4 protein-coding genes are annotated in these 6,106 nt (G+C 71.1%); 1 reads left to right on the forward strand and 3 read right to left on the reverse strand.

The genetic code is table 11. The features are described 5' to 3' along the window. Window positions 1-152: 152 nt before the first annotated feature. A complete protein-coding gene (gene pruA / locus ABT001_RS35605) occupies window positions 153-1,784 on the reverse strand; it encodes an L-glutamate gamma-semialdehyde dehydrogenase (protein ID WP_351285816.1) in 1,632 nt (543 codons plus the stop codon). A gap of 45 nt (window positions 1,785-1,829) precedes the next feature. Then, a complete protein-coding gene (locus tag ABT001_RS35610; protein ID WP_351285818.1) occupies window positions 1,830-2,810 on the reverse strand; it encodes a proline dehydrogenase family protein in 981 nt (326 codons plus the stop codon). A 177-nt stretch (window positions 2,811-2,987) separates the two neighbouring features. Between ABT001_RS35610 and ABT001_RS35615 the strand changes: the two genes are divergently transcribed. Continuing rightward, a complete protein-coding gene (locus ABT001_RS35615; protein WP_351285819.1) occupies window positions 2,988-4,127 on the forward strand; it encodes a PucR family transcriptional regulator in 1,140 nt (379 codons plus the stop codon). 75 nt (window positions 4,128-4,202) lie between these two features. On the opposite strand, the gene serA is transcribed toward ABT001_RS35615, so the two are convergent. Continuing rightward, a complete protein-coding gene (serA, locus tag ABT001_RS35620) occupies window positions 4,203-5,795 on the reverse strand; it encodes a phosphoglycerate dehydrogenase (RefSeq protein WP_351285821.1) in 1,593 nt (530 codons plus the stop codon). Between the last annotated feature and the right edge of the window lie 311 nt (window positions 5,796-6,106).

Raw genomic sequence — 6,106 nt, forward strand, 5'->3', positions numbered from 1 at the left:
CCACCCCCCAGGTCATGTCTTCGACAGGGGGACACAGTCATGCCGGGCCCGGAGGCCAGCGGTCCCATTGCAGGACCGCGAAAAAGATAACGGGGACCGGCCGGGAGGCGGAGTACGGGGCGGGGCGCCCGTGACGGGCGCCCCGGGGGGCGTCAGCCCTGGTGGGGGTAGGTGTAGTCGGTCGGCGGGACCAGCGTCTCCTTGATGGCGCGGGTCAGCGTCCAGCGCTGCAGGTTCTGCGGGGCGCCCGCCTTGTCGTTGGTGCCGGAGCCACGGCCGCCGCCGAAGGGCTGCTGGCCGACGACCGCACCGGTCGACTTGTCGTTGATGTAGAAGTTGCCCGCCGCGTAGCGGAGCTTGTCCATCGTGTACGCCGCCGCCGCACGGTCGTTGGAGATGACCGCGCCGGTCAGCGCGTAGTCGGAGACCGACTCCATCTGCTCCAGCATCGCGTCGTACTTCTCGTCCTCGTAGACGTGGACGGCGAGGATCGGGCCGAAGTACTCGGTGGTGAAGACCTCGTTGGCCGGGTCGTCGCAGACGATGACGGTCGGGCGGACGAAGTAGCCGACGGAGTCGTCGTACGTGCCACCGGCGACGATCGTGCACGTCGGGTCGGCCGCGGCACGGTCGATCGCGGCCTTGTTCTTCGCGAAGGAACGCGCGTCGATGACCGCGCCCATGAAGTGCGACAGGTCGGTGACGTCACCCATGGTGATGGAGTCGACCTCGGCCGCGAACTCCTCCTTGAAACCGGAGTTCCAGATGGAGGCGGGAACGTACGCACGGGAGGACGCCGAGCACTTCTGGCCCTGGTACTCGAAGGAGCCGCGGGTCAGCGCGGTCTTCAGGACGGCGCGGTCGGCGCTCGGGTGCGCGACGACGAAGTCCTTGCCACCGGTCTCGCCGACCAGCCGCGGGTAGGTGCGGTAGTTGGCGATGTTGTTGCCGACCGTCTTCCACAGGTGCTGGAAGGTGGGGGTCGAGCCGGTGAAGTGGACACCGGCCAGGTCGCGGTGGTTCAGCGCCACCTCGGAGACGGCGATGCCGTCGCCGGTGACCAGGTTGATGACGCCCTTGGGCAGCCCGGCCTCCTCCAGGAGCCGCATCAGCAGCACGGCGGCGTGGGTCTGGGTCGGGGACGGCTTCCACACGACGACGTTGCCCATGAGGGCGGGCGCGGTCGGCAGGTTGGCGGCGATGGCCGAGAAGTTGAACGGCGTGATCGCGTAGACGAAGCCCTCCAGCGGGCGGTGGTCCATGCGGTTCCACACGCCGGGAGAGTTCGCCGGCGGCTGCTCGGCGAGGATCTGGCGCGCGTAGTGCACGTTGAAGCGCCAGAAGTCGACGAGCTCACAGGGGCAGTCGATCTCGGCCTGCTGCGCGGTCTTGCCCTGGCCGAGCATCGTGGAGGCGGCCAGCGTCTCGCGCCAGGGGCCGGACAGCAGCTCGGCGGCGCGCAGGATGATGGCCGCGCGGTCGTCGAAGGACATGGCGCGCCAGGCCGGAGCGGCGGCGAGGGCCGCGTCGACGGCGTCCTGGGCGTCCTGCTCGGTGGCACCCGCGAAGGTGCCGATGACGGCCTTGTGGTTGTGCGGCTGCACCACGTCGACACGCTCGCCGCCGCCCATGCGCTTCTCGCCGCCGATGGTCATCGGCAGGTCGATCGGGTTCTCGGCGAGCTCCTTGAGCTTCGCCTCCAGACGGGCGCGCTCCGGGGTGCCCGGGGCGTAGGAGTGGACCGGCTCGTTGACCGGCGCGGGGACCTGGGTGACAGCGTCCATGAGTGCCTTGTCTCCTTGGTTGAGGTGGATGGTCGGCCGGGCGGGTCAGCCCTTGGTGACGACGGAGCGGGCGAAGAAGAGCAGGTTGGCCGGCTTCTCCGCGAGGCGGCGCATGAAGTATCCGTACCAGTCGGTGCCGTACGCCGTGTAGACGCGCATCCGGTGGCCCTCGGCCGCGAGCCGGATGTGCTCCTCGCTGCGGATGCCGTACAGCATCTGGAACTCGTACTCATCCAGTTTGCGCCCGGCCTGGCGTGCGAGCTCCTGGCCGATGGCGATGAGACGGGGATCGTGGGAGCCGATCATCGGGTAGCCGTCGCCCTGCATCAGCGTCCTCAGGATGCGGACGTACGCCTTGTCGATCTCCGGCTTGCTCTGGTACGCGACGGAGGCGGGCTCCTTGTAGGCGCCCTTCACCAGACGGACCCGGCTGCCCGCGGCGGCGAGGCGCCGGGCGTCGGCCTCGGTGCGGAACAGGTACGACTGGATCACGCAGCCGGTCTGCGGGAAGTCCTTCCGCAGCTCCTCGTGGATGGCGAACATCGAGTCGAGGGTGGTGTGGTCCTCGGCGTCCAGTGTGACCGTGGTGCCGATCGCCGCGGCGGCCTCGACGACCGGGCGGACGTTGGCGAGAGCCAGCTCGTGACCGCCCGGGAATGCGGGGTCGAGCCCGGAGGGCTCCCCGTCGGGGGCGGTGGCGGGCGACGGGAGGGACTGCCCGAACATCGAGAGCTTGACGGACATCTCGGCACGCTCGCCGAGCCCGAGCTTCTCCAGGCGGCCGATCAGCTCCAGATAGGCGTCACGGGCGGCGGAGGCCTGCTCGCGGGTGGTGATGTCCTCACCCACGACGTCGAGGGTGACCTCGAGGCCCTTGGCCGCCGCGTCCTCGATGACCGGGACGACCTGGTCGACGCCCTCGCCCGCGATGAAGCGGGCGACGACCTGCTTGGTGCCCGGCGCGGCCGAGATGAAACGACGCATCTTGTCGCTGCGGGATGCGGCGAGAATCACGGGACCCAGCACGGGGCACCTCCATGGAGTACGAACGAGGCCGGAACGGTGCGCGCGGAGGCGGACCGGGACGGCACGGAGAACCACTGTGAAATCTAGGGACCCCCGCACCCGCCTGCCATCGACAGCTGTCACGCATCCGCGCACCGGATCTCAGACATATGTCTGAAGGAGTGCGAGAATGGCCGGGTGAAGGGCGATTACCAGGAGCTGGTCGACGAGATCTCCGCGCTGCTCGGCGCCCCCGCGACCCTGGAGAACCGCGATTTCGGCCTGGTCGCCTTCGGGGCCCACGACAGCGACGACGACACGGCCATGGACCCCGTCCGTACCCGCTCGATCCTGACCCGCCGCTCCACCCCCGCGGTCCGCGCCTGGTTCGAGGGGTTCGGCATCACCCGCGCGACGGGCCCGGTCCGCATCCCGGCCGCCCCGGAGGCCGGGGTGTTCCGGGACCGCATCTGTCTTCCGGTACGCCATCGGGGTGTCGTCCTGGGCTACGTGTGGCTGCTGGACGCGGACCCGGGACCGGCCGACGGACAGCTGACGGCGGCCATGGACGTCGCGGCACGGATCGGCGCCCTGCTCGCCGACGAGGCCCGGGCCGGCACCGACCTGTCACGGGAGTTCGGCTCGGTGCTCGTCGCCGACCACGGCTGGCAGCGGGACATGGCGGTGGCCGCGCTGCACGAGGCCCTCGGCGCCGACGCGGACGGGCTGCACACCGTGGTGGGCGTGACCCCGTGGCCGGGCGAGACCCCGTCCGTGCGTACGGTGCCGTCGGCGGCGGCCCTCGCGGCGGTCCCCGGCGCCGGCACCCAGGCCCTGGCCGCCCTGGTCCGGCTGCGCTCCCCCGAGTCGCTCGACCCGGCGACCACGGCCGCGGAGCGGTTGCGGGCCCTCGCGGGGCCGGCCTCGACCGGCGGCCTCGCAGTGCCCCGCCGGGGCCTGGCGGAGCTGGCCGACTCGTGGCACGAGGCCCTGTCCGCGGCTCGCGCGGCCGCGGCCGAGGCGCGCTTCGGCCCGGTCGCCGACTGGTCGGCCATCGGCCCGTACCGGCTGCTGACCTCCCTGCCCCGCGCCCCCGAGCCCGCGCCGGACCCGGCCGTCCGCCCCCTGCTCACCCCGGCCCACACGGAACTGGCCCGCACCGCCGAGGTCTTCCTCGACCGTGCGGGCCAGGCCGGCCGGACCGCCACCGAGCTGGGCATCCACCGCCAGACGCTCTACTACCGGCTCGGCCGGGTCCAGCAGCTCACCGGCCTCGACCTGAACGACGGTGAGGACCGGCTGCTGCTGCACATGGCGCTGAAGCGGGCCCGGCTGTGACACGGCCCCGAACGGCCGCGCCCGGCGGACAGAGTGGTCTCTGTCCGCCGGGCGCGGCCGTGGGGTGGGGTCCGGTCAGTCGGTGAGGTTCACCGAGCGGGCCGAGGCGGCGCCGATCTCCTCGGCGATCTCGTTGAGGACCGACTGCGGGATGGTGTCGTCGACGGTGAGGACGACCAGCGCCTCGCCGCCCGCGTCCTGCCGCGAGACCTGCATGCCGGCGATGTTCAGCCCGGCCTCGCCGAGGATCTTGCCGACCGCGCCGACGACGCCGGGGCGGTCCTCGTAGCGCAGGACGACCATGTGGTCGGCGAGCGCCAGGTCGACGTCGTGCTCGCCGATCGCGACGATCTTCTGGAGGTGCTTGGGGCCGGCCAGCGTGCCGGAGACCGCGACCTCCTCGCCGTTCGACAGCGTGCCCCGGACCGTCACCACGTTGCGGTGGTCCGGCGACTCGGAGCTGGTGGTGAGGCGGACCTCGACACCGCGCTCCTGCGCGAAGAGCGGGGCGTTCACATAGCTGACGGTCTCGTCGACGACGTCCTCGAAGACGCCCTTCAGCGCGGAGAGTTCGAGCACCTTCACGTCGTGCTGGGTGATCTCGCCGTAGACCTCGACGTCGAGACGTGCCGCGACCTCGCCCGCGAGCGCGGTGAAGATACGGCCGAGCTTCTCGGCGAGCGGCAGGCCGGGGCGCACGTCCTCGGCGATGACGCCGCCCTGGACGTTGACCGCGTCGGGCACGAGCTCCCCGGCGAGGGCCAGACGGACGGACTTGGCGACCGCGATGCCCGCCTTCTCCTGCGCCTCGTCGGTGGAGGCACCGAGGTGCGGAGTGCAGACGACCTGGTCGAACTGGAACAGCGGGGAGTCCGTGCAGGGCTCCTTCGTGTACACGTCGAGGCCGGCGCCGGCGACCCGGCCCTCCTTGAGGGCGGAGGCGAGCGCCTCCTCGTCGACGATGCCGCCACGCGCGGCGTTGACGATGCGCACCGAGGGCTTCACCTTGTGCAGCGCGTCGTCGCCGATCAGGCCGAGCGTCTCGGGGGTCTTGGGGAGGTGCACGGTGATGAAGTCGGAGACCTCGAGCAGCTCGTCCAGCGTGAGGAGCTTGACGCCCATCTGCGCGGCGCGCGCGGGCTGCACGTAAGGGTCGTACGCGACGATCTTCATGCCGAAGGCCGACATGCGCTGCGCGACCAGGACGCCGATGCGGCCGAGGCCGACGACGCCGAGGGTCTTCTCGCTGAGCTCCACACCCGTGTACTTGGAGCGCTTCCACTCGCCGTTCTTCAGGGCGGTGTTGGCCTGCGGGATGTTGCGCGCGGTGGCGACGAGCAGACCACAGGCCAGCTCGGCGGCGGTGACGATGTTGGACGTCGGCGCGTTGACGACCATCACGCCGGCCTTGGTGGCCGAGGAGACGTCGACGTTGTCCAGACCGACACCCGCGCGGGCGACGACCTTGAGGTGCTTGGCCGCCGCGATGGCCTCGGCGTCGACCTTGGTGGCGGAGCGCACCAGGATCGCGTCGACGTCGACGATGGCGGGGAGGAGTTCGGCGCGGTCCGCGCCGTTGCAGTGCCGGATCTCGAAATCCGGACCCAGAGCGTCAACCGTGGCGGGCGACAGCTCTTCGGCGATGAGTACGACAGGTTTCGAGCTCACGTGTGTCCTCACAAGTCCAGTGCGGACGGCCGTCCCGACGGCCGCAGGCGGTGGAGGGGCTAGCCGCGTGGAAGACGCACGACACTGTGGGCCCTGACGCGTGTATGTGTTGAGAAGTGTAGTCATGCGGCCGGGCGCGAACACGCCCCGGTGGAAGGATCACCCGCACGGGGTGGCCGGTCTGTACAGGCGTACGGTCCGGTTTCCTGCCACCCGCCTTCCCCCGCAGTGACACGGAGGGTGAGGCCGGCCTTGCGCCGAGGGGCGGGCACCAACTGCCAGCACCCCCTCACCGAAACGATCCTCGACGG

Origin of the sequence: Streptomyces sp. NPDC002793, from assembly GCF_040295485.1 — a bacterium.
GTDB lineage: Bacteria > Actinomycetota > Actinomycetes > Streptomycetales > Streptomycetaceae > Streptomyces.

Coding starts and splice junctions, on each gene's coding strand:
- pruA (WP_351285816.1), bottom strand. CDS start 1,784: ATGGACGCTGTCACCCAGGTCCCCGCGCCGGTCAACGAGCCGGTCCAC.